Source organism: Mariniflexile soesokkakense (assembly GCF_039650365.1).
GTDB lineage: Bacteria > Bacteroidota > Bacteroidia > Flavobacteriales > Flavobacteriaceae > Mariniflexile > Mariniflexile soesokkakense.
Genome location: NZ_JAZHYP010000001.1, coordinates 222,521 through 246,158 on the forward strand (window position 1 = coordinate 222,521; position 23,638 = coordinate 246,158).

A 23,638-nucleotide genomic window follows, 5' to 3' on the forward strand; every position below is an offset into this window, starting at 1 on the left:
TTATTCAGAAGTGGTATTCAACGCATAAATAGCAAAGCTACCTAACCAATGCCCACCTTCATAACTATCTTCAAAAATACTAGGTAATGAATAATTGATATGCTGATTAGCAATGTTATTTAGATGCTTATATTCTGGTAAATTTTCTGCAATGGTGTTTAAACTCCAAGCTCGTGAAAAATTCACACCATCTAAATGCACCAAACTGCCGTCTTCTCTATCCGATACCTTTCCCGTTTCTAATATAAAGCTTTTATTCTTCAATTGTGGCAAAAACTCATTTAACCAAGGTTTAAACGTCTCTTTAGTCAGTACACGTTTCATTAATGCCGCTTCTTCTAAACACGGCGATAAAAAATCGGTACCACCAGGTTCCCAGGTTATAGGGCATCCTATATCGGTTAAATAAAAATCTTTAGCGCGCTGTTCGATTATTGATTTTAAAGTGGTATTATTTACCGTATTGGCATAATCCCACGCAAAACTTAACCCAAATGCAGTATTTGGGTGCTCTCCTACTCTAATGGGGTAATTTAGCTTGGGCAGGAACTCGATATACTTTTCAATAATCAGATCGGTTAAGGGTTGTAAATTGCTTTCTAATTGTTTTGCCGTTTCACTATCCCATGTATGTAATTCTTCGGCTAATTTTAGCAACCACGCCCACCCATAGGTGCGTTCAAACGATTTGTTATGTTCGCCATTAAAATATACCACTTCGGCTTCTATGTTTTCTTTAGATATATTTTGAAACAATTTCTGCTTGATTGCCTCGGCATTATCCAAATCTGGAAACTGTTTTAACAAACTCACCAAGCTCCAATGCCCATGCACTGACGAATGCCAATCGAAACAGCCATAAAAAGCAGGATGCAAGGTTTTGGGTGATTTTAAATCTACATCACTGCCCAACGTTTGAGATAACCTGTTAGGGTACTCTATATTTATGCAATGCAACGGTAATTTCACTAAAGCATTAGCCCCTTTTAAATCAAGTTTTGGAATACCGCGAATTGGCTTTGAGGTTGAAACCGTAGTTAAAACTTGTGGTTTATTTTGCGGAAATTGCTTTGTTGTTTTACAGCTTAAAATGAAAAGTAAAAACAGTAAAATGATTGATTTTTTCATTTTATAAATTTAAGATTAAATCTTTTTAAACAATTCACTTTTTGGGGTAGTTTACAGGAGTTACGGTACATGTTTATTCCGTAAAATATTTTTCGAAGTTTTTTTGCTTCGTTCACGTATCCGCTTTTTTTATCCGATATTTTTCTCAATTCAAATTCCACTTTTGATTGGAATTTCTGTTCTTAATTTTTTATCAGATTTTGGTTTACCTCCTGTATTTCCGCCAACTTCTTTTTCTATCAGTTTTTTTCAGGAAACATTTTATTCAACAGCTCTTTATTCAATGCAAAAAAAACAACCAATAAAGTCAGAAATATTGGGTTGAATTTTATTGGCTCAATTCCGAATGCTATATTCCAATAATATATGTCAATCAGGTTTATAGTTCCGAGTATTAAAGTCAGAACGAAAAAATAGACATAGAGATTTTTATTTTTAAAGTATAGAAAGAAAGAAATACCAATAAGTCCAATTCCGACGTAATGCTTATAATTCAAAACTACATCCGAAAACAAGTAAATTCCTATTGAGATTATCACAAGAATTATTGAAATCAGAAGCGAAATTATATCTTTATCTATGGGTTTTCTCATATGCGCTGTAACTCACTATATAATAACGTTTATTGCTAATATCCAGCAAATAAGTCAGAACATAGCACCTTTTTTGTTACCGTTGTCCTGTAAATATAAAAAATAATTCTGTAAAGAAATACAATGCTTAATCAAGACATAAATACTAATCAACCTTTACTTGCCTTCCTGTAGAACCGTTTCGGTTAGGTGTTAATTGGTAAATAAAATCGGGGATTAATCCTGCTTCTTTTCGGTGCGACACATACAAAATAGCAGTATCAGTTTCCTTTGCTATTTTATTTATAAGTTCGGAAAATAATTTGGCGTCAAAATCGTCTAGCCCGTTAGTAGGCTCATCTAAAATAAGTAATGGTGGATGTTTTACCATGGCTCTGGCAATTAACACCAAACGTTGGTGCCCTTTAGATAATTCTAAAAAGCTTTGCTTTCTAATAGGATACATTTGTAAAACATGCAGCCATTGTTCGGTTATTTTAATCTGTTCATTCGTGGGTGCTTTATAAAGTCCAACCGAATCGAAAAAACCAGATACAATCATGTTTGCAATAGAATCTAAGCGCTTAAAACCTCTTAGCATCTCCGATGAAAAATACCCGATTTTTCTTTTTATATCCCAAACACTCTCCCCACTACCCTTTTTAACCCCAAACAACATAATATCTTGTCCGTAAGCCTTTGGGTTATCACCATAAATCATGCTTAATATGGTACTTTTACCTGAACCATTAGCACCTAACAATTGCCAAAATTCACCACGTTTAATTTCCCAAGAAATAGCATTTAAAATAGGTCGCTCTTGGTAACTTACAGACACCTTATTGAATTTCACTAACGGATTAATATGTTCTGAAATTGGACGATATGGCTCCGGAAACGCCTCAACAAAGTTTAATGCTTCAGTTGTATTTGAAACTTCTTCTTGATTAAATGCTATTAGATTATCATCTTGTAACTTAAAACTTTTCTCTATAAATGATAAAATCTCTTCTTTTCTATTTGTAATTTGAACGATTAAAGTTTTACGGCTTAATTCAATGAGCGTTTTTTCAATAGTGGCTTGTTTTTCTGCATCTAAATTACCAAAAACATTGTCGGCAATAATATAATCGGGGTTTTGAGAAATGATGTGGTTTAGTAACGCCTTTTTGCGTTCGCCTTCGGAAGAATGCAATAAACTGTTTTTTGTTTCGGTAACCACATCAAAACGCCCATGAATTATTTCTTCTTCAATAAATTTATTCAGCGTAATTTCAGAAAAAAGGGCGTGTTTTAAGTTTGTTAAATTTTCAAAAGCTGTTCCTGTAATAATACGTTCAACAAGTTGAAGCTTATCATCATTATTAGAAATGTATATGGCTATGTGATTTTTCAACATGTTTGGTTTTGGGTTCTAAACTAACAAATTTTAATAGAAAAAACGTTACTTCATAAAAAGACCTCACAGGTTTTAAAAATCCGTGAGGTCTAATTTCAAAATAAAAATAATTTTAAAGGTTAAAATTATTTTTATTGTTTTTTATAAGTTTTTAGTATGAAAAGCAACCAATCCTTCAATAGGTCTACGTTCAAAATTACCAACCGTAAAACCCATTTCTTTAGCTACCGCTTTAATTTCATCTTGCGCAAAATAAGCAATAGAGCCAGCAAAATGCACAGGAACCGTTTTTAGTTCTTCCTTGTACTGCATAATCATATTATTTGCAAAAATGCGTATGCCTTTTTTAATAAGCTCTACAATATATTCTGAGTCTTTATTTAAGAACATAAACTCAGCAAAGTTTGCTAAATATGCATTGGGATTGGGTTGTTTATAAATATTGTATTTAATATAATCGGCCTCCAAATTAAACTTACTACCAAAAGCTACTTTAATATCTTCTGGCATATGATTAAAATAATATTCTCTAATCAATTCTTTACCATAATAATTCCCTGCGGCATCATCCATTAAAATATAGCCTAAAGACTGTACACGTTGGTGTAATTGCGTACCATCAAAATAGCTACAATTAGAGCCAGTTCCTAAAATACAAACTACAGCAGCTTCCGCATCATGGTTAATGGTTCCATAAACGGCAGCCATGGTATCTTCATCAACCTTAACTATGGCATTCACAAACACTTCCTTTAAAACGTTGTAAACCATTTCTTTACCACGATCTGTACCACAACCAGCGCCATAAAAGAATACGTGTGTTACTTCTTTTCTATGCGCTTTTAATTCTGGATTCTTTTTAATTAGTTTCTTTAGTTTTTCTTCCTTTAAAATTTCAGGATTAAGACCTTTTGTTCGCAACTTCTCTAAAAGTTGTTTACCATTATTATCTACAGCAATCCAATCACTTTTTGTAGAGCCACTATCAACAATTAAAATCATGTGTTTATAAATAAAAAAACTCCACAGATTCTTGTAATTAATACAATATATCTGTGGAGTTCATAATTAATATTATTTTCTTAAATTATATTTTACTAATATATTGAGCAAGATCAACTAATTTAGTTGAATAACCAAACTCATTATCGTACCAAGATACTAATTTAAAGAAATTATCATTAAGAGCAATACTAGCATCAGCATCAAAGATACTTGTCATTGTTTCAGACACGAAATCTTGTGACACAACAGCTTCTTCAGTATAACCTAAAACACCTTTTAAATCACCAGATTCAGAAGCTTTTTTCAATACCGCTTTCACTTCATCCCAAGATGCAGATTTCTCAGTTCTTACTGTTAAATCTACTACAGAAACATCTGGAGTTGGAACTCTAAATGCCATACCTGTAAGTTTTCCGTTTAATTCAGGAATTACTTTCCCTACCGCTTTTGCAGCTCCTGTAGAAGAAGGAATGATGTTAGATAATGCACTACGACCACCTCTCCAATCTTTTCTTGATGGACCATCAACCGTTAATTGTGTTGCAGTTGTTGCGTGAACAGTTGTCATTAAACCTTCTATAATACCAAAGTTATCGTTAATAACTTTAGCTAAAGGCGCTAAACAGTTTGTAGTACAAGATGCATTAGAAACGATTGTATCAGCTGCTGTTATTTTTTTATTATTAACACCCATTACAAACATTGGCGCATCTGCCGATGGTGCAGAAATTGCTACTTTTTTAGCACCTGCAGTAATGTGTTTTTGAGCACCTTCTAAAGTTGTGAAGATACCAGTACAGTCTAATACTACTTCTGCCCCAACGGCATCCCATTTTAAATCTTCTGGGTTACGTTCTGCAGTAATTCTAATTTCGCTACCGTTAACAATTAAGTTACCGTTTTTTACTTCAACCGTTCCATTAAAACGACCGTGTGTTGAATCATATTTTAATAAGTATGCTAAATGCTCTACATCTAATAAATCGTTGATTCCAACTATTTCAATTTCTGGTCTGCTTGCTGCTACTCTAAATGCAATTCTACCTATTCTACCAAATCCGTTAATTCCTAATTTTAATTTTGACATATTCTTGTTTATAAATGTTAAGTGCTCATAATGTCTGAGACACGCAATAATTCTAAGTTTATTTTTGTTTTTCCTTTGATGGCTTTTTCTAATGGGGTTAGTTCCATTTTACTGTTTAGTAAACCAACCATGTAATTTGTTTTGCCTTCCAATAAAGATTCAACAGCTTTTACACCCATTCTACTTGCTAAAACCCGGTCGAAACACGATGGCGCTCCACCACGTTGCATATGTCCAAGTACCGAAACACGTACGTCGTAACCATCCAAATTTTGATCGACATAATCTTTTAGCTCAAAAATATTTTTTCCAATTTTATCACCTTCAGCAACAATAACAATGCTAGATGTTTTACCGGATTTTCTACTTCTATTTAAAGATTCCACCAATCTGTCCATTCCTAAATCTTCTTCAGGAATTAATATTTCTTCAGCTCCACCTGCAATACCGGCATTTAAAGCGATATGCCCTACATCACGCCCCATAACCTCTACAAAAAACAAGCGGTTATGCGAACTTGCTGTATCTCTAATCTTATCAATGGCATCTACTACTGTATTAAGTGCTGTATCAAAACCCAACGTGTGCGTGGTCCCTACAATATCATTATCGATAGTACCTGGAATACCCATAACAGGAAAACCAAATTCCTGATTAAATATCATAGCACCAGTAAACGTTCCATCTCCACCAATAGCTACTAGTGCTTCAATTTCAGCTTCAACTAATTTATTGTATGCTTTTTCTCTACCTTCTTTAGTACGGAACTCTTTTGAACGTGCCGATTTTAAGAATGTACCCCCTTTATTTATTACACCTTTAACACTTCTGGCAGTTAATGGTTCGAAATCTCCTTCTATTAAGCCTTCATATCCACGATATACACCAAAACATTCTATGTTATGGTAAGCACAAGTTCTAACTACGGCACGAATGGCTGCATTCATTCCTGGAGAATCACCTCCTGAAGTTAAAACTGCAATCTTTTTTATTGTTTTTGACATTAATTTTTAATTTTTCACAGGTAAAATTACTAAACAAAAACCATATATCTATAGCATTTATTCTATTTTAACGATACATATGAAACTATAACGTTTTAGTTGATAAAAAAAAGTTTAGAATTCTAAATTTCACTCCTTTTGTATGAAATTGAGGGGGTTATTTATCTGAAGATGTCTTTAATTTTACAAATTCAGGAAGTATATTAGTGGCTTTTTCGGCTTCTTCTTCTATAGTTATTTCTTCTTCTTTTTTAGCTTTTTTAAAGAAAATTTGAAGCAGTTCTTTAAAGGTATCAAAATCTACACTATATGAAAGTCCGATACCCTGTGTGTACCCAACAGCTTCACCAAAATTTCTGATGCTGTTTTCTCTATTAAATACATTGGCTGTTAAAGTACCTTCATCATTTAACAAAAAGTTTATTTCAACATCGCCTGCAATAACGGTTTCTGAAGCTCCTGCACCCCCAACAGGCACACCTACTTTACCATTTATGAGCACACGGTCGCTAATTTGCGTTTGTAAGGTGAAACCAAATCGGTCATCGGTTTGATAATCTGGTCTGTTTTGACCAGCTTCATAATTTAAACCTATGTTAAGTTTGCTATCGCCTGTTGTAAAAATACCGTTTATAATGCCATTAAGTCGCTCTGCAATGGTACCTGAAAAATTAAGCTCGCTTAAACCTCTTGAGAAAGACCCAGTAGATAACAAATATAAGGCTTGGTTTTGTTTATCATTATCCGAATCCAGTCTATATTGTAACTCAGATTTTATGGTAGAACTTACGGTAGGAAACTTAAAATCGTATATAGGGTTTGGGCGTTCCAAATCACCTGTTAAACTAATGTTCAATTCTACGGGAATACTTCTATTAATCGGGTTATCTAACAGTGGTGACGGGTTGGCTTGCGTTTTATAAATGGCAAGCATATCTATTTGCGCCTTTAGTGGGTCTCCCTCCCATGCAATAGTACCGCCAGGTTGTACAATAAAATCCTTTTGGATTAAACCGCCATAGGCGAAATTGTAAACCCCTTCGAATACCGAGAAATCTCCCCACATATTGAATTTACCGTTGGTATTAATTTCAACCAATAAACCACCGCGTCCACGTCCTTTTAATGAGTGTCCTGAGTTTTTATCTATTATAATTTCAACTTCGGCATCTTCAGTAACATCTAAATCAAAATCTAATTCAAGTCCTCTTATTTCATTAAAAACATAATCTACCCCTAATTTTCTTGATAGTTTTTCTTCTTTGGTAATAAAATGTATATATGAATTATCCCCAAAAGATTCGGTATCGCTAAGCGGAATTTTAAAAACAGTTCCTGATTTTGTTTCTCCAACTACACTTATTACCAATTGATCTGTTGGTCCAGAAATACTGGCTCTACCACCTATAAAACCAGTACCGTAGTATAAGGCATCTTCAGCATCTTTAGTATCTAAAACCAATAATCTTGATGTATTTAAATACAAATCTAAGTCCCATTTCGAAAAGTTAACATGACTAAGCGAACCATTTACCTGCCCCTTAGATTTGTGCTTTGTATCAGTAAATGAAACTCTATTAAAAATAAAGCTCTGATCTTTAAGGGTTACAGACGATTTATTGCCCAATTGGTAATCTACATTAAGATACGGAATACCAAACCCCGATTTATCTAATACAAGATCTCCATTAATATCGGGTCGCTTTAAATTACCAACAACATTTACTTTTCCTGTAGCGAGTCCTCTTATATTTGATAACACATCATGTAAAAGAGGGTTTAGTGGCTGTAAATTAAAGGCGTTAAGTTCTAAATCTACATTAATATTTGACTGTTTTCCGTTAACATTGATATCACCAATAGCCCTAAACGATTTATTAACATCGTCTTTTATAGTAATATCTACATTATAATTAGTTAAATTTTGGTTGCCTTTTATGTTGGCATCAAAAGAGCCGAATTCGACATTATTAACCTTAAAATTATCTATAACTATAGCTGAGTTTGGCAAATAAGCACCGTTTTTTTGCAATATATCTAGTTTACCATTAACATTTCCAGCAAACTTTAAACTATCTATTTCAGGAATAATTTTAGCAAGATCGACATTTTTAAAATCGAGTTTTAAATCTTTCTGTGTAGAATCTTTTATAAAGCCCGAAAACTTAATTTCTTCATTTCCATGGTTTATTGACAACTTGTCTATATTAAATTTTGTAAAGGTGTTATTGAATGAAATTTTATTGAATTTGTCTTTCTTTTCATTAATGTACCAAGTATTATCCTTTATGGTTACATCGGATTTCTTAAATCCTATAACCGATTCTTTTTCTTTATTGATAGTATGATAAAAACTTAAGTTAAAAATATCATTGTTTCGCTTTCCGCCTCTAAATTCCGAACGCATAAACAAGGTGTCATTTACCGTTACATTAATTAAACTGAATTTGGAAACGTTGTAATACTTTGTTTTTAAACTATCTACTTCTACGTAGGTATTAAAAAGTGGATTGCTATTATCTACTTGAAGCTCAATATTATTAGCAAAATAGTCAAGTAATTTAATTTGGGGCGATTTGAATGTGAGTTTAAATTGTCTTTGATCGTTTTCTACACGGCCTTTTATATAGGTGTTTTTTCCAAGCTCGATTTCTGGATAAAAAACTTCGACTATTTTATTATAAATTTTAAAATTAAAATCAATATTTTGATTGGTTTTAATTTTATGAGGAATATAATTGGTGTAAATATGTCCTAATGAATTTTCAAATAATTTTTTAATGTCTTTAAATACAAAACGCCCTTTTAGTTCGCCTTCAATAATATCGGGCGATTTGATTTCTATAAATCGAATATCATTTTCAAACCTTGAAGTTAAATCTAATTTATCAAAATAGTAGATATCATTTTGGTTTTTATAAATCGTATTCTTAAAAGAAATTCTACCATAGGCATCATCAAGATTACTACTATTCATATTCATTTTAACTTGACTGCTAAACTCCGATAGGCTATCTTTTTTTATAAAATTAAGGGCATTTAAATTGGCATAATCAACATTTGCTTCAAAATCATATTTTTTAATCTTTTCAGAAAAATCTATAAGCCCTAAAAAGTTTAATCTTAAATTTTTGTCGTTTGCAATTAAGCTTCCGTCAAAAATTCTATTTCTAACATTTCCAACAACTTTTATTCCTGTATAATTATATTTATTGAACTCTATTTGGTGTACATCTCCTTTTACCTGCGTATTTAAATTTTTAGCAGTGAAACCGTACCCTTTTACATCAAAATTTAATGATGCCATACCTATAGTAGGATCGTTTAAAAAGGCACCAAAATCGAAGTTTTCAAAAGCTACATTACCGCTATATGAAGCGTTATCGATGTCATTAATTTTTGATATTTGTAAATTAGAGTCTACATAACCCAATTCTGTATCAATTTGGATATTAGCGTTAACAGTAGAAGCCGTTACTTGAGAATTACCAACAATAGTAAATCTTCCTAACTTATCAAACGATGATGGAATGGATGCTCCTAATATGTTGGGCAACATCGCCTTTAGCTCTTGGTAGGTTGAAGATAAATTTCTAAAATTTCCATTCATATAAAAATTTCCTTCTTCTTTATTAAACAGATTTTTAAAAAGGACATTACCATCAACTACCGTATTGTAACTGGAATTTAGTTTTAGATTGGTGGTTTGTAAATTATTCAATGTTCCAGATAAATCTACACTTAATCTAACCGATTGGTTTCTTCCGAATTCATTATAAAACACATTAATTTCATCTAAAAAAACATGAGAATCTTTAAAGCTAGCAGTAACCAAAACCTTATCAGTAAAATATTGTAAATCTTCTCTTTTGTACGAAAACTTTAAATCGCCTTTTAACCTTGAGTGCTGTGTTTTGGCATCTAAATCGGCAAAGGTCATATCGGTAAGCGTATAGGTAAAGTTGGTAGTCATGTTTTTCATAACCAATCCTCTACTATCATTAAAAGCAAGGGTGTTTATTCTAGCACTAACATCACTTCCGTTAATTAAAAAGTTAGTTGCATTAATGTTTAGCTTTGTAAACTCTAATAATTTTGTAGTTTGCCTATTTTCATCAAGCAATCTAAAGGTTCCGTTATAAATAGATACATCGCTAGAAGATAATAAAAAGGTGCTTGGACTTTTTCTTGGGTTATCATCTTCAAACTTATTTACAAAAACATCTAAATTCGTTTCCGTTTCACCTTCATAGGTTTTAATATTAAAAATTAAATCTTCAATATCAATATCTCCAAAAGTCAATTTACCATTGATTAAATTATTGATACTTATAATGGAGGTATTCAATTCTGCAATACCAATAAGTGTATCTTGTTTGTAATCTTCAATATAAATATCTTTAAGCTCTACATCGCCATTAAACTGCAAACTAACTCTACTAATATTTATATTGGTTTTAAACTCGTCGTTTAGTCGTTTTGTAGCATATTTACCAAGACTTGTTTGAACAGAAGGAATAGAGAGTACTAACACCAAAATGATGAAAAGCATTAGAAAAATACCTGCTAATTTATACGCTATTTTGAAGAGTTTTTTGATACTAATTTAAGTTATAGATTATCAAGAATACATTACATTTCCTTAGTAATTTTCCATTTTATATTATTGAAAAGACAAACTACATAAACTATATTTTTAACTTCAAATAAAAAATATATTTAAGTAGTTTTGCAATTACGAATATAAAGTATGGTATTATACTTTTATTCTTTTCAAAATTAACAATTATTATGCCTAATTTTAAGTAATGGCTGAACAAAATATTTATATTCTAGGAATTGAGTCTTCATGCGACGATACAGCCGCTTCTGTAATACACAACGGGCGCATTTTAAGCAATATTGTAGCTAACCAAAAAATACACGAAGAATACGGTGGCGTGGTACCCGAACTGGCTTCTAGAGCGCACCAGCAAAATATTGTTCCGGTGGTGGCACAGGCTTTAAAAAAGGCCAATATTAACAAAGAACAATTGCATGCTATTGCCTTTACTAGAGGCCCCGGACTTATGGGTTCACTGCTTGTTGGAACATCGTTTGCAAAATCCTTGGCTTACGGATTGAATATTCCGCTTATTGATGTAAACCATATGCAAGGACATATTTTGGCGCATTATATAGATGAAGATGGGTTTGAAAAACCACCTTTTCCGTTTTTGGCGATGACCATTTCTGGCGGACATACACAAATTGTGAAGGTTGATAATTATTTTGACATGACCGTTATAGGCGAAACTATTGATGATGCTGTTGGGGAAGCGTTCGATAAAAGCGGAAAAATACTTGGTTTAGGTTACCCTGCAGGACCAGAAATTGATAAACGTGCCAAATTAGGAAACCCAAAAGCTTTCAAATTTACCAAGCCAAAAGTTGATGGGTTGAATTTTAGTTTTTCTGGGTTAAAAACCGCTATTCTTTATTTTATTCAGAATGAAACCAAAGCGAACCCCAATTTTATTGAAGAAAACCTGAATGATATTTGTGCCTCCATTCAATACACCATTATTGGAATTTTAATTGATAAATTGAAATTGGCCTCTAAACAAACGGGCATTAAACACATTGCTATTGGTGGTGGTGTTTCGGCTAATTCGGGCATTCGTCAAGCTTTAAAAGATGGCGAACAAAAATTTGGATGGACAACCTATGTACCTAAATTTGAATTCACTACCGATAATGCTGCTATGATTGCCATTGTTGGCTACCTGAAATATTTAGATGGCGATTTTTCTGAACAAAATGTGGCTGCTTCAGCGCGATTGAAAATTTGATTTTTGCCAATAATCCACGAATATTTTTAATGAAATCTACAAAACCAAGTATCTGTTTTTGGATAAGTTCAATAATTATTTTCATTATTGGTTTGACTAATTATAATTCTGTTGACTCAATTGATATAAATATTCATGACACATATTATGTGATTTCAAATTTTCATATTTCTATAATTTTTACGTTCATATTTTCTTTAATAGGTTTTATTTATTGGATTTTAAGCACAACAACTTTAAAACTATATCCACGCTTAACTCAAATCCATACCTTCATAAGTATTGGATGTTTTTTAGCATTTATAATTGGTATGCTATATTTTAACAAAATTAAAACAGATAATGAATTTCCTCTTTTTGACAATTCTTTAGACAAAAACATTTTTATTATATTAGTTTTTATAATATTCTTCTTACTTCAGCTATTATTCATTATCAATATAATAGCATCAACTCTAAAACAAATTTTCACTAAAAAAAAAGCAAATAAGTTGTAAACAATACATTCTTAAAAACTTATTTTTCATTCTATTTATATGTTGCGCCAATACCTTTAAATTTGAAACTAAATTTAAAACCCCAATTATGACAAAAAACCTACTTTTTGCAACAATCCTTAGTATTTCTGCTTTATTGAATGCCCAAAATTCGACCGAAAAAGAACTGGAACTTATTGAAACACCAGAGCAGATAGACAACTATCTGGAATTAAAAAAATCAAAAGAAAATAAATTGATTACTTTTAATGAAGAAAAGCACAAAACCATTCTTGCAAATGAACTTTTTGAGCTTTCAACAGGCGGCATTAAAACCGTAAAAACCAATTTTGAAAAAACTATTTACAAAGTGGTTGAAAAAACCAAAACCACCAATTACCGTGCAGCTTATATTTATTTAGATGGCACAAAATACAGCACAAACGATTTGAATACTTTAAGAACTAAAATAATTAACGAATACAAAAATGGCGCACCTTTCGATTTTTTGGCAAGCCAATATTCTATGGACGAAAATGCGAACAGAGGTGGCGATTTAAGTTGGTTTGCACAAGGTGAAATGCATCCTGATTTTGAAAACGAAATCATTAATGGAAATCATGCTTTAAATGATATTTTCACAATTGATGTACCTTCAAAAAACTGGTATTATGTGGTGCTAAAAACACATGAACCAAAAAATATTTCAGAAATTAAAGTCTTAAAAATTGTTGAAGATTTAGATTAATGCAGCTTTTTTATAACCCAGACATAAACGAAACCACTACACAATTTTCTTTTGAAAAAGAAGAAAGCAAGCATATAGTAAAAGTGCTTCGGAAAAGTGTGGGCGATACTTTACATATTACAAATGGCTACGGTTGGCTGTTTACTGCTGAAGTTGCCATACCCAATATTAATAAATGTGTGGTGACGGTTATTTCAAAATCCCAACAACCAAAGCGAAACTACAATCTACATCTAGCGGTAGCACCTACCAAAATGAACGACCGCTACGAATGGTTTTTAGAAAAAGCCACCGAAATTGGTATTGATAGCATCACCCCTATTATTTGCGACCACAGCGAACGTAAAGTTATCAAACCCGAACGGTTTGAAAAAATTTTGCAATCGGCAATGAAACAATCACTAAGTTGTGATATGCCAAAACTTAAGGAGGCTATTTCTTTTAAAGATTTTATTTCACAGGAATTTACAGGGGATTTGTTTATTGCCCATTGCGAGGAAACCGATAGAAAATTGCTTAAGCAACAACTAAAACCAAAACAAAACATCACCATTTTAATTGGTCCTGAAGGCGATTTTAGCACCAACGAAATTGATTTGGCTCTTAATAATAAGTTTATTCCAGTAACTTTGGGTGAAACCAGACTGCGTACTGAAACTGCTGCCATTGTAGCGTGCCATTCGGTGGCTTTTATTAATGAATGAAAAAGATTATAATTTCTATTTACAATTCTATATTCTTCTTTTTTCATAAAAGGATTGGATTAAATAATTATACTTCCAAATCTGCTGCATTAAGCATTGTTTCTTTTGTAATAATTGGCGTTTTAATCATTTTATTAAATGCAATTAGTATAATTCTAATAAATTATGATTTTATAAAAAACGCTAATGAATGGGTTATATTAATTACATTTATTTTCATTTATATAATTACATATAGTTTTGTCAGTAAACAAATTTGAGTCAATTATGAAAAAGACAATCCTACTTTTAACTTTTAACTTTTTACTTTTTACTGTTTCTGCCCAAGAAATAGCCTTAGTAAAATACAAAGGTGGTGGCGATTGGTATGCAAACCCTACGGCATTACGTAACTTAATTACATTTTGCAATAACAATATAAACACTAAAATAAGCCCCAAACCCCAAGATGTGGAAGTTGGAAGTTCTGATATTTTTCAATTTCCTTTTTTACACATGACGGGACATGGGAATGTATTTTTTAGTGACACCGATGCCGAAAACCTCCGTAATTATTTAATTTCGGGTGGTTTTTTACATGTTGATGATAATTACGGTTTTCAACCTTATATAACCAAAGAACTTAAAAAAGTATTTCCCGACAAGGAATTGGTTGAACTCCCTTCAAACCACGAGATTTTTAATATAGCCTATAAATTCCCAAACGGATTGCCTAAAATACATGAACACGATGGCAAGCGCCCGCAAGCATTTGGTATTTATTTTGAAGAACGACTTGTTTTGTTATTCACTTTTGAAAGTGATTTAGGCGATGGTTGGGAAGACCCAGAAGTACATAACGACCTCGCCGATGTTAGAGATAAAGCCTTAAAAATGGGCGCTAATATTGTTAAATATGCGTTTGAACATTGAAAACAATTGATAATTGACAATTGACAAAAAATACAACTTAACAATTTAACCATTGTATATGAAAGATTTATTGTTTTCTTTAGTCGAGTCTATTTTTAATAATGATAATGACGAAGATTTTTCATTTAAAAGAATTTTAATTGTAGCTATAAAAGTCATGACATTTATTGTCATAGTTTCTTTAGGAATTTGGATTGCCTTAAAATTAAAAAAATAAACCATTTATGAATTTATGGCAAAAACAAATAAACTCATAAACAAATAAACAACTCAACACCCTTGCAACTCACTCACTACAACACCCACTTTAAAAAAAGCAAATTCCCCATAATATTGGTGTGCGATAATGTTACTAACGCACCAAATATTGGAAGTTTGTTTAGAATTTCGGATGCATTTGGCGTTGAAAAATTGATACTTTGTGGTAAAGGTATTTCGTTAGGAAGAAAACTAACAAAAACATCACGAGCTACTGAAAAAGTGGTGGATTTTGAAATTTGTGAAGACGCTTCAATAGTAGTTAACGATTTGAAAAATAGCGGTTACCAAATTATGTCGCTAGAAATCACATCTACCAGTAAACCAATTCATACGTTAAAATTTTCAGCAAAAAAACCTATTGCATTAATTATTGGTGATGAAAATTTTGGTGTTTCTGAAGCCATTTTGAATATATCGGATGTTGTTATTCATATTGATATGTTTGGTCTGAACAGCAGTATGAATGTAGTACAAGCAACCAACATTGCATTGTATGAAATTACCAAGCAGATTTTTTAATTTGCCAGGTGGAGCGCAGTCGAGGCTTATTTAATTTACAAGTTTAAAACCTCTCGACTGCGCTCGAGGAGACATTATTAGTTTAATTTGATATATGGGATAGAAAACAACAAATTCCGGCAGAATTTAAATCGTTTTTTCCAACTATTTTACCAAAACCTTTTTCTCGAAACTACTTTTTGGTGCTTCACAAAGTGAACATTCATAGCTATCTGGAAGACTTTCAAACGTGGTATTTGGTGCAATGTTTTGTGTAACATCGCCGTAAATTTCATTATAAACCGTTAAGCAATCTTTACATTGATATACTTTTTCTTCGATGCTTTCTTTCTTTACATCTTTCACAGAGGTTTCTTCGCGTTCTGTTCCTAATTGTTCAAAATACAACTGACTCAATTCCATTAACAACCCAGGTAATTCCACTTTATCAATATCTTGTACATGCATGATATAATCACGTGTATTAGGATCGAAATTTTTAGCGTATAATAAATTGTAGGTGTCTCTAATTACAAAATCGCTTAAAGCTTCTGGTTGTTTGTTCTTTTCAATAACAACCGACGTAAAATAATATGCGTTACTTGCGTAATTAGTCAACCCGAATGTTAAACCATAGGTACTAATATCGTTTTGGTCAAAATTAGTAACCAAATATTTTTTCAGACTTAAAGCATCTTTATCATTAACTGGTAAATGCCAATTTAGTTCGAGCATAGAGTGCCGCACGTTAATACCGAATTTTCCCAAAAACTTCTCCCATTGCAATTTTGCTTTCAACGGAATACCTTTAACTATAAAGGATTTCCAAGGAGTTATGGATATTTTACCAATTTTATTTTCTGCGCACAGTTCGCACATGGCTTTTAAGAAAGATAAGTCGTATCGGTTATTACGCCAATACAATCCTAACCAATATTTATCGCCAATTCTATTCATACCTTCGTAGTACGGAAATGGGTAAAAAGGTACTTCTAAAGGTTTATCAACGGTTCTGTTATTGGTGTCTATGGCATCACTAACCAACTCAAAAATCATTTCAACAGTTTCAGGTTCTTCCTGCAACATGTTTTCGATAGCCAATTCTACCTTATCTAAATCCCAACTATAAATAAGCGCTGGGTACATGACTGTTTTTTTCCATTCTGGAAGTCTTATATACAAATACCAGTAATCTTCGTGTTCCGAAGCTATAAAATTGATATGTCCTGTAAATAAAGGCACTAAACGTTGTTTGGGGTCGGTGATGTTAACACGTAATTTTAGATCGTGCTTAAATTGTTCTAAAACATATAAATATCGATCACCAGTAAGCCACGATGTACTTGGAAAAATATCGGACGACACATAAGACGATACCATATTTTCACTACGCTCCCGGTTTGGAACTACAATTTGAAGCTTATCAAAAACCTTTAGTTTTTCAACATCTACTGGTTCTGGAAAAATAATATCTTGTCGCGAACCAAATGAAATGGAATCTAAACCTAAGCTTTCTGCGGCTTCACAAATGTATTTTAACTCTCCTGGAGAGAGTACACCACCATTAACTAATAATCTATACGATTCTTTCATGTGTCTATTTTATTTGTTTTTTATTGGTCACATGGTGCTTCCATATAATCGTCATCTTGGGTATCAAAATTTAGTTATGAAAGATTCATGCCAATACCTTTGTATTATTAAGAATTTCCTTAACCTCTGTTTTACAACTTCCGCAGCCCAAGCCTGCACCCGTTTTATTACACAGTTCTGTAAAATTGGTACATCCGCCTTTAATAGCTTCTTCAATATTACCTGCCCCTACTTGACTGCAGGAACACACTAATTTACCAATAACCGGCACATCGTTTGAAGCCCCTCGCAGTAAAGTGTTTCGCTTATCGGACATTTCTATTTTGCTTTCAATCATGGTTTTAAATTCGGCAAACTCATTTTTATCGCCCATTAAAACCGCTCCAATTAGCAAATCGTCCTTAACGATACACTTTTTATAATAGCGTTTTGATATGTCCGTGAAAATAACCTCTTCGTACGAATCGTCATTTTCAGGAACCTCTATATTACCAATACTACACAGATTTAAATCGTTGAATTTTAAAATATTCATTAAAACCGAACCATTGTAAGCACAACTAATATCCCCCGCAATAAAGTTTGCTAAAATATTTGCTTGTTCTTCGGCAGCCGAAGTAATACCGAATAACTGGTTGTTAAATTCAGCAATTTCTCCAATAGCAAAAATATCTGGGTTGGATGATTGTAAATGCTGATTTACCTTCACCCCACGACTACAAACAATACCGTTTTCTCTAGCAATTTCTATATTTGGAATGGTACCAATAGCATATACAATAGCATTGGCGGTTATAAATTTACCACTCTTAAGTGTAATGTTCAATTCGCCCGTTTCCTCATCATCAAACACCGTACTTACCTCATTATCAAAATAAATTTGAATACCACGCTCCTGTACATCTAATGCCAATAGTTTACTGGAAACTTTATCTAACTGACGCTCCATTAATCGAGATGCCCGCTGAATGATGGTCATTTTTACGTTTTTATGCTTCATGGCTGCTGCCAACTCCAAACCTAATAAACCACCACCAACAATAACCACATGTTGCTCTTCTGGAGGTAAGCCCGTTGCATCTAAATAGGCTTTAAACCTATCAGCATCACTTTTATTACGCATGGTAAAGCGCCCTGGTAAATCTATTTGAACATCTTTAGGGATGAACGCACGACTACCAGTTGCCAAAATTAGCTTATTGAACGTGTGCCGGTCACCATTAGTATCCATAACTATTTTTGTTTCAGAATCAATGTTCTTAATAGACGTTTCCGGATAGACCTTAATATTTAGCTTGCTTAACTCTTTTTGTTTTATTTTAAGAAGTTGTTCCCAAGTTAATTCTTCGGTTACGTACTCAGGTAATAACACCCTATTATAAAATAAATTAGGCTCTTTTGAAAACACATGGATTTCATCAACCTCATTATACTCTCTATAGTTTTGAACAAACCTGAAAGCAGCAGCTCCTGCTCCAACAATAATTATTTTTTCAACAGGTTTTTTATATTTTGAAACCGATACACGCGTAAATTTAAAATCCGGTTCTTTTGAAGTAGGATCTATATGTGTATTGGTTAAATTGTTAGCTCTGTTTAAATCACTTTGCAATTGTTTCCCCCAATGCATCGGCAAAAACACACAGCCTTTTACAATATTATCTGTAACTTTTGCTCGAACACGAACAACACCATTTTCACTTTTAATTTCAGTAATATCACCTTCCTTTATTTTGTTCAAATACGCATCAACAGGATTAATTTCTAAAACAGGTGTTGGGTAATGTGTTTTTAAACGCGATACTTTTCCTGTTTTGGTCATAGTATGCCACTGGTCGCGCACCCTACCAGTTGTTAAAACTAGCGGATAGGTTTCATTAGGCTGTAAAGAAGTATTTTCAATACTGGTAGCAACGTTAAAAATGGCTTTTTGTGATGGTGTATAGAATTTTTTATCTTGAAAAAGCCTTGGCGTTCCAACATGTCTATACTCTGGCACTGGCCATTGAAAAGTGCCTTCGTTTTTTAATCTATCATAATTTAAAAAGGATACATCAATTTTTGTTCCTTTAGTCATCGAGCTATATTCCTCGTAAATTTCTTCAGCACTGTTGAAATTAAATCCACGGAATCCCATACGCTGAGCAAAATCACAAAAAATTTCAACATCGGGTCTGGCTTCTCCTGGCGCATTGATTTCTTTTGGCAAATAAGAAATACGACGCTCAGAATTGGTCATTGTTCCTTCTTTTTCCAACCAACCAGCTGCAGGAAGAACCAAATCGGCATAAGCTACGGTATCGGATTTATGCGAGATATCTTGAACTACCACAAATTTAGCATTCTTCATGGCGCGTTCAATACGGTGCGTATTTGGTAAACTTACTAGCGGATTGGTACAAGCTACCCAAATAGCTTTCAGTTTTCCTGATTCTAAAGCATCAAACATCTCGGTAGCTGTTAGTCCTGGTTTTGGAGAAATTTGATCGACACCCCAAAACTGTGCTACTTCTCTACGATGCTCTTCATTTTGTAAATCTTTATGAACTGCCAACAAATTTGCCATGCCTCCAACTTCACGACCACCCATGGCATTGGGTTGTCCAGTTAATGAAAACGGCCCCGAACCTGGTTTACCTACTTGCCCCGTAATAAGTGATAAGTTTAATAAAGCGGTATTCTTATCGGTACCAACCACACTTTGGTTTAAGCCCATAGCCCACATACTTATAAAGCCTTTAGAAAGCCCTATAATATCGGCAGCTTTTCGAATATCCGATTCTGGAACTCCACATATTTTTGAAGCATCTTTAATAGATATTGAAAATATTTGTTCTTTATAATCTGTAAATCCTTCAGTATGGTTTTTAATGAAATCGTCATCAATTAAACCACGTTTAAACAAACAACGTGCAATGGCATTGTAAAGCACCACATCTGTTCCTGGAATTAATTGAAGATGTAAATCTGCAAAATTCGCGGAGTCGGTTTTTCGAGGGTCAATTACTATGATTTTAACATTGGGGTTTTTCTCTTTATGTTGCTCGATACGTCTGAAAAGAATGGGATGGCACCACGCAGGGTTTGCGCCCGTAATTAAGAAACAATCGGCTAATTCAATATCTTCATATGAAACAGGAACACTATCTTCACCAAAAGTTTTTTTATACCCTACTACTGCTGAACTCATACATAAACGTGAGTTGGTATCGATGTTATTCGTTCCTAGAAACCCTTTTGTAAGTTTGTTTGCAATATAATATTCTTCGGTTAAACTTTGTCCTGACACGTAAAACGCTACACTATCTGGCCCATGCTTTTTTATAATGGATTTAAAAACGCTGGCAGCTCTATCTAAAGCATCATCCCAACTTACTCGCTCGCGAGGGTGTGAACGACTCCAACGCATTTCGGGGTATAAAATTCTATCGGAAGTATCGTTAACTACGTAATGTAAGTTCATACCTTTAGAACAAAGCATACCTCTGTTTACGGGGTGATCTTTGTCTCCTTCAACAAAAACCTTATCGTTATTATCTCTTTTAACAATAATACCGCAACCAACCCCACAATACGAACACGTTGTTTTTACTTCATTTTTTATCATTTAACCTAGAATTTTTATATTAAATGAGGTTTCTTTTCGTATGAAAATAAAAATCAACCTCAATATACAAATAGCCATCATTATTGTAAAAATAAGTATTTATACTTAATTTAAAGCCTATAAAAAAAGTAACAATTAAAAAATATTAGATTAATAATAATCATATAGTGATTTTATATATATATTAAAAAAGACAGAACTTTATTTGAGTTTTAATGACTCTATAAATGATATTGTCTTTAATTAATAACAAAAAACCTTATTAACAACCAATAACAGCTTTAATTACTTCAAAAACAATTCAACTATTTATTGTTTTTCGAATTTATTTACCAACTGAGGCGTTGCTTTGTCTGCCATTTTTTGCACCACTCTATGCATCCAAATAAGACATACCGCAGATAGAAAAAGCATTAAAATCCAACAACTAGACCAAAGTCCTGTGCCAGCTAAAAGGTAACCAAAAATGATAGGACAAAAGAATCCTCCCAATCCTCCAAGCACACCTACCATACCTCCAACAACACCAACCTCTTCTGGAAAATAATCTGGAATATGCTTATAAACTGCCGCTTTACCTATACCCCAAATAGAACCAATTATAATAGCTATAATTGAAAATATCCACAAATTGGCTTGAAAGAATATATGTGTTTTACCTTCAGCTATTAATTGCTGTTTTTTTACAATATCGCCTTTTTTAACAATTGCTTGTTGCCACGTCTCCTTAACCGGAAAAACATGAAACCCATCATCAACAGTTGCTAATTCATCTGTCTTAGCATTAAAAGGGTATTTAACACCTTCAACTTCTATATATGAGGAAGTTACACCTGTAACAACTCCTGGCGATTTTGCCATAATCCCTTTTCCTGAAGCATAAATATCCATTTTAGGAATAATAAGAGCTGCACTAAAAAAAACAGACGAACCGAGTACCCAATACATGACTTTTCTTGCACCAAATTTATCTGACAACCATCCTCCAAAAGCCCTAATAACTCCTGATGGTAAACTAAAACAAGATGCTAAAAACCCAGCGGTTGCCAAATCCAAGGTGTACACATTGGTATAATAAGGCACTAACCACCCAGCAAATGCAACAAAACACCCAAACACTAAGAAGTAATACAACCCAAATCTCCAGACTCTAATACTTTTTAAAGGTTGTAGCATACCTGCCAAATTCTTTGTACTCGATGCCGGCTTTTTGTTCTTTGTAGCAAAGTAGAAAACAATCGCCATAAGTACCAAAAAAGCAGCATAAATTCTCGGCATATCTCTCCATCCATCCAAATTCGTTTTGCCATCGGTAAGGTAATATAATAGTTTAGGGCCTACCAATGTTGTTATAGCTGCACCAGCGTTTCCCGCACCAAATATACCTAAAGCAATACCTTGTTTTTCTTTAGGAAACCATATAGATGTAAACGCAATACCCACCGCAAAACTAGCTCCAATAATTCCAAAACCAAGACTACAAAGTGCATACGACCAAAAACCATTGGCATAAGACAGCAAGTACATAGGAACGGCACACATTAATAACAAAGCTACAAAAACCGGCTTGCCTCCTAGTTTATCTGTTAAAATCCCTACTGGCAATCTGAATATAGCCCCTGTTAATACAGGAATACCTATTAACCATCCAATTTCTACCGAAGTCCAACTGAACACTTGATTATCTGCTAAAAAAGTAACCAATATGCCATTTATCAACCACGCCGCGAAACAGAACGTGAAAGATAATGTGTTCATAAACAATATTTTATTTGCTCCTTTTGTTGCGTTCATTACAATATAATTTATAAGTTCAAATTAATTTTACTATGTAGAAACTAGTATTTCTGTAACGAAATTAAGTATAAATACTTAATTTAAAGATATAAATTAAGTATTTATTTAAAAAAATACGTAATTATTAATGAACGAAAAAACTTTTTGAGAATCTCTCAAAAAAAGAAAGAATAAAATATAAAATTATGTGTTTTTTTGTACAATTGGTGAACACCAATAATTGAAATACCAAAAAATTCAATTGAACAATGTGTGATTTTAATAAAAATAGAGAATTGAAGTATTTAATAAAAATAGAGAATTGAAGTATTAAATAAGTTCAAACTCCTTAGCCTTGTTACTTAGTTCCATAAGGTTTTTAACATCTAATTTTTTCATTAAATTAAAACGATGTACTTCGGCAGTCCGCTTGCTTATTTGAAGTTCATCTGCAATGTCTTTGTTGTTTTTTAGCTGCAGAACAAGATTTAAAATCTGTTTTTCTCTTTTAGTAAGATTGAAAGGGTCTTCAATTTGTTTTTCTTCTTGATGAGTTGCAGAAGCCACATTTCCATTAACAAAATTATTCATAATAATAGCTGAAATATCACCCGTAAAATACTTACCTCCAGAAGCCACTTTATGTAGTGCTTTTAAAAACTCTTCTTTACTCGCCCCTTTTAATAAATACCCATCTGCACCGGCTTGAATGGCTTTAACTACGTATTCTTCTGAATCGTGCATTGAAAGTACCAAGGTGCGTACATTTGGATAACTCTTATTAACTTCACTAACCACCTCAATACCATTAAGTTCCGGCATTCGGATATCGACTATTAATAAATGTGGTTGGTGCTTTTTAATAACCTTCAAGGCTTCTAAGCCGTTAGAAGCTTCATCTATAACTTGAATACCTTCTTGGTCTTCTAAAAGCGCTTTAATGCCGTCCCTTACGAGTACGTGGTCGTCTGCTAAAACTACATTTATAATATTCATCTTTTCATTTTTATAAGTACAAAACTAAAAAAAATTTACGT

General features: G+C 33.0%; 16 protein-coding genes. 6 read left to right on the plus strand and 10 right to left on the minus strand.

The genetic code is table 11. The annotated features are described in order from the left end of the window. The 6 genes from VP395_RS00915 to VP395_RS00940 form a co-directional block, all read right to left on the minus strand. Window positions 1-1,128: a DUF2891 domain-containing protein gene (locus tag VP395_RS00915; protein WP_346239820.1), complete on the minus strand. Its 1,128-nt coding sequence runs from the start codon at window positions 1,126-1,128 to the stop codon at window positions 1-3. A 738-nt stretch (window positions 1,129-1,866) separates the two neighbouring features. Then, window positions 1,867-3,099, minus strand: coding sequence for an ATP-binding cassette domain-containing protein (locus tag VP395_RS00920; RefSeq protein ID WP_346239821.1), 1,233 nt, complete (start codon window positions 3,097-3,099; stop codon window positions 1,867-1,869). Between the two features lie 141 nt (window positions 3,100-3,240). Then, on the minus strand, window positions 3,241-4,101 hold the full coding sequence (locus VP395_RS00925) for a BadF/BadG/BcrA/BcrD ATPase family protein (protein ID WP_346239822.1): 861 nt from the start codon (window positions 4,099-4,101) through the stop codon (window positions 3,241-3,243). An 85-nt stretch (window positions 4,102-4,186) separates the two neighbouring features. After that, window positions 4,187-5,191 (minus strand): type I glyceraldehyde-3-phosphate dehydrogenase, encoded by a 1,005-nt coding sequence (gene gap, locus VP395_RS00930; RefSeq protein ID WP_346239823.1) that lies wholly within the window; start codon window positions 5,189-5,191, stop codon window positions 4,187-4,189. A gap of 17 nt (window positions 5,192-5,208) precedes the next feature. Then, on the minus strand, window positions 5,209-6,195 hold the full coding sequence (gene pfkA, locus VP395_RS00935) for a 6-phosphofructokinase (RefSeq protein ID WP_346239824.1): 987 nt from the start codon (window positions 6,193-6,195) through the stop codon (window positions 5,209-5,211). Window positions 6,196-6,352: 157 nt separating this feature from the next. Further along, complete coding sequence (locus VP395_RS00940; RefSeq protein ID WP_346239825.1) at window positions 6,353-10,747, minus strand: translocation/assembly module TamB domain-containing protein; 4,395 nt, start codon at window positions 10,745-10,747, stop codon at window positions 6,353-6,355. 256 nt (window positions 10,748-11,003) lie between these two features. Here VP395_RS00940 and tsaD point away from each other — a divergent pair, with 256 nt between their 5' ends. The 6 genes from tsaD (at window position 11,004) to VP395_RS00970 (ending at window position 15,646) form a co-directional block, all read left to right on the plus strand. After that, window positions 11,004-12,026 carry a tRNA (adenosine(37)-N6)-threonylcarbamoyltransferase complex transferase subunit TsaD gene (gene tsaD, locus VP395_RS00945; RefSeq protein ID WP_346239826.1) on the plus strand — a complete coding sequence of 341 codons (1,023 nt, stop codon included), beginning with the start codon at window positions 11,004-11,006 and terminating at the stop codon, window positions 12,024-12,026. 585 nt (window positions 12,027-12,611) lie between these two features. Then, window positions 12,612-13,250, plus strand: a complete 639-nt coding sequence (locus VP395_RS00950) for a peptidylprolyl isomerase (RefSeq protein ID WP_346239827.1) — start codon at window positions 12,612-12,614, stop codon at window positions 13,248-13,250. Further along, the gene (locus tag VP395_RS00955) at window positions 13,250-13,954 is read left to right on the plus strand and encodes a 16S rRNA (uracil(1498)-N(3))-methyltransferase (RefSeq protein WP_346239828.1); all 705 of its coding nucleotides are present in this window, start codon (window positions 13,250-13,252) and stop codon (window positions 13,952-13,954) included. Before VP395_RS00950 ends, VP395_RS00955 begins: the two co-directional genes overlap by 1 nt. 267 nt (window positions 13,955-14,221) lie before the next feature. Next, window positions 14,222-14,866: a DUF4159 domain-containing protein gene (locus VP395_RS00960; protein ID WP_346239829.1), complete on the plus strand. Its 645-nt coding sequence runs from the start codon at window positions 14,222-14,224 to the stop codon at window positions 14,864-14,866. Between the two features lie 58 nt (window positions 14,867-14,924). Then, window positions 14,925-15,083, plus strand: a complete 159-nt coding sequence (locus tag VP395_RS00965; RefSeq protein ID WP_346239830.1) for a hypothetical protein — start codon at window positions 14,925-14,927, stop codon at window positions 15,081-15,083. Window positions 15,084-15,145: 62 nt separating this feature from the next. Continuing rightward, the gene (locus tag VP395_RS00970) at window positions 15,146-15,646 is read left to right on the plus strand and encodes a TrmH family RNA methyltransferase (protein WP_346239831.1); all 501 of its coding nucleotides are present in this window, start codon (window positions 15,146-15,148) and stop codon (window positions 15,644-15,646) included. A gap of 144 nt (window positions 15,647-15,790) precedes the next feature. Here VP395_RS00970 and VP395_RS00975 read toward each other — a convergent pair whose 3' ends face one another. From VP395_RS00975 to VP395_RS00990, 4 genes are all read right to left on the minus strand, one after another. Continuing rightward, window positions 15,791-17,218, minus strand: coding sequence for a rubredoxin (locus tag VP395_RS00975; RefSeq protein ID WP_346239832.1), 1,428 nt, complete (start codon window positions 17,216-17,218; stop codon window positions 15,791-15,793). A gap of 85 nt (window positions 17,219-17,303) precedes the next feature. Next, window positions 17,304-20,825 carry a molybdopterin-dependent oxidoreductase gene (locus VP395_RS00980; RefSeq protein WP_346239833.1) on the minus strand — a complete coding sequence of 1,174 codons (3,522 nt, stop codon included), beginning with the start codon at window positions 20,823-20,825 and terminating at the stop codon, window positions 17,304-17,306. A 309-nt stretch (window positions 20,826-21,134) separates the two neighbouring features. Next, window positions 21,135-22,583: an MFS transporter gene (locus tag VP395_RS00985; protein WP_346239834.1), complete on the minus strand. Its 1,449-nt coding sequence runs from the start codon at window positions 22,581-22,583 to the stop codon at window positions 21,135-21,137. Between the two features lie 348 nt (window positions 22,584-22,931). Further along, entirely contained in the window at window positions 22,932-23,597 is a 666-nt protein-coding gene (locus tag VP395_RS00990; protein WP_346239835.1) for a response regulator transcription factor, read from the minus strand. Window positions 23,598-23,638 lie beyond the last annotated feature (41 nt).

Coding starts and splice junctions, on each gene's coding strand:
- tsaD (WP_346239826.1), top strand. CDS start 11,004: ATGGCTGAACAAAATATTTATATTCTAGGAATTGAGTCTTCATGCGAC.
- VP395_RS00915 (WP_346239820.1), bottom strand. CDS start 1,128: ATGAAAAAATCAATCATTTTACTGTTTTTACTTTTCATTTTAAGCTGT.
- VP395_RS00985 (WP_346239834.1), bottom strand. CDS start 22,583: ATGAACACATTATCTTTCACGTTCTGTTTCGCGGCGTGGTTGATAAAT.
- VP395_RS00955 (WP_346239828.1), top strand. CDS start 13,250: ATGCAGCTTTTTTATAACCCAGACATAAACGAAACCACTACACAATTT.
- VP395_RS00965 (WP_346239830.1), top strand. CDS start 14,925: ATGAAAGATTTATTGTTTTCTTTAGTCGAGTCTATTTTTAATAATGAT.
- VP395_RS00925 (WP_346239822.1), bottom strand. CDS start 4,101: ATGATTTTAATTGTTGATAGTGGCTCTACAAAAAGTGATTGGATTGCT.
- VP395_RS00950 (WP_346239827.1), top strand. CDS start 12,612: ATGACAAAAAACCTACTTTTTGCAACAATCCTTAGTATTTCTGCTTTA.
- VP395_RS00960 (WP_346239829.1), top strand. CDS start 14,222: ATGAAAAAGACAATCCTACTTTTAACTTTTAACTTTTTACTTTTTACT.
- gap (WP_346239823.1), bottom strand. CDS start 5,191: ATGTCAAAATTAAAATTAGGAATTAACGGATTTGGTAGAATAGGTAGA.
- VP395_RS00975 (WP_346239832.1), bottom strand. CDS start 17,218: ATGAAAGAATCGTATAGATTATTAGTTAATGGTGGTGTACTCTCTCCA.
- VP395_RS00920 (WP_346239821.1), bottom strand. CDS start 3,099: ATGTTGAAAAATCACATAGCCATATACATTTCTAATAATGATGATAAG.
- VP395_RS00980 (WP_346239833.1), bottom strand. CDS start 20,825: ATGATAAAAAATGAAGTAAAAACAACGTGTTCGTATTGTGGGGTTGGT.
- VP395_RS00990 (WP_346239835.1), bottom strand. CDS start 23,597: ATGAATATTATAAATGTAGTTTTAGCAGACGACCACGTACTCGTAAGG.
- VP395_RS00940 (WP_346239825.1), bottom strand. CDS start 10,747: ATGCTTTTCATCATTTTGGTGTTAGTACTCTCTATTCCTTCTGTTCAA.
- pfkA (WP_346239824.1), bottom strand. CDS start 6,195: ATGTCAAAAACAATAAAAAAGATTGCAGTTTTAACTTCAGGAGGTGAT.